This window comes from Polaribacter sp. 2305UL8-11 (assembly GCF_058147165.1).
In genome coordinates this window covers 1-244 of the sequence record NZ_JBYVJW010000085.1, presented here as the reverse complement: position 1 = coordinate 244, position 244 = coordinate 1, and the positions used below count along the sequence as shown (strand labels likewise).

Annotated in this window: 1 pseudogene; it reads left to right on the top strand. The window is 36.9% G+C overall.

From position 1 onward, the window contains the following. Positions 1–244 (top strand): annotated as a pseudogene (locus tag ACY2RW_RS16285) (acyl-ACP--UDP-N-acetylglucosamine O-acyltransferase); the annotation flags it as partial.

Below are 244 nucleotides of genomic sequence, written 5' to 3'. Positions count from 1 at the left end.
CTTTTACAACTATTCATAACAACGTTATTATAGGTTCAGGAACTTGGGTTGGTGCAAATGTAACGATAATGGAAGGGGCTAGAATGGGAAAAAACTGTAGAATTTTTCCGGGAGCAGTTATATCTGCAATTCCTCAAGATTTAAAATTGGATGAGGAAGAAACCACTGTAGAAATTGGTGAGAATGTTACCATAAGAGAATGCGTGACCAGAAACAGAGGAACTTCAGATAGAGTGAAAACTAA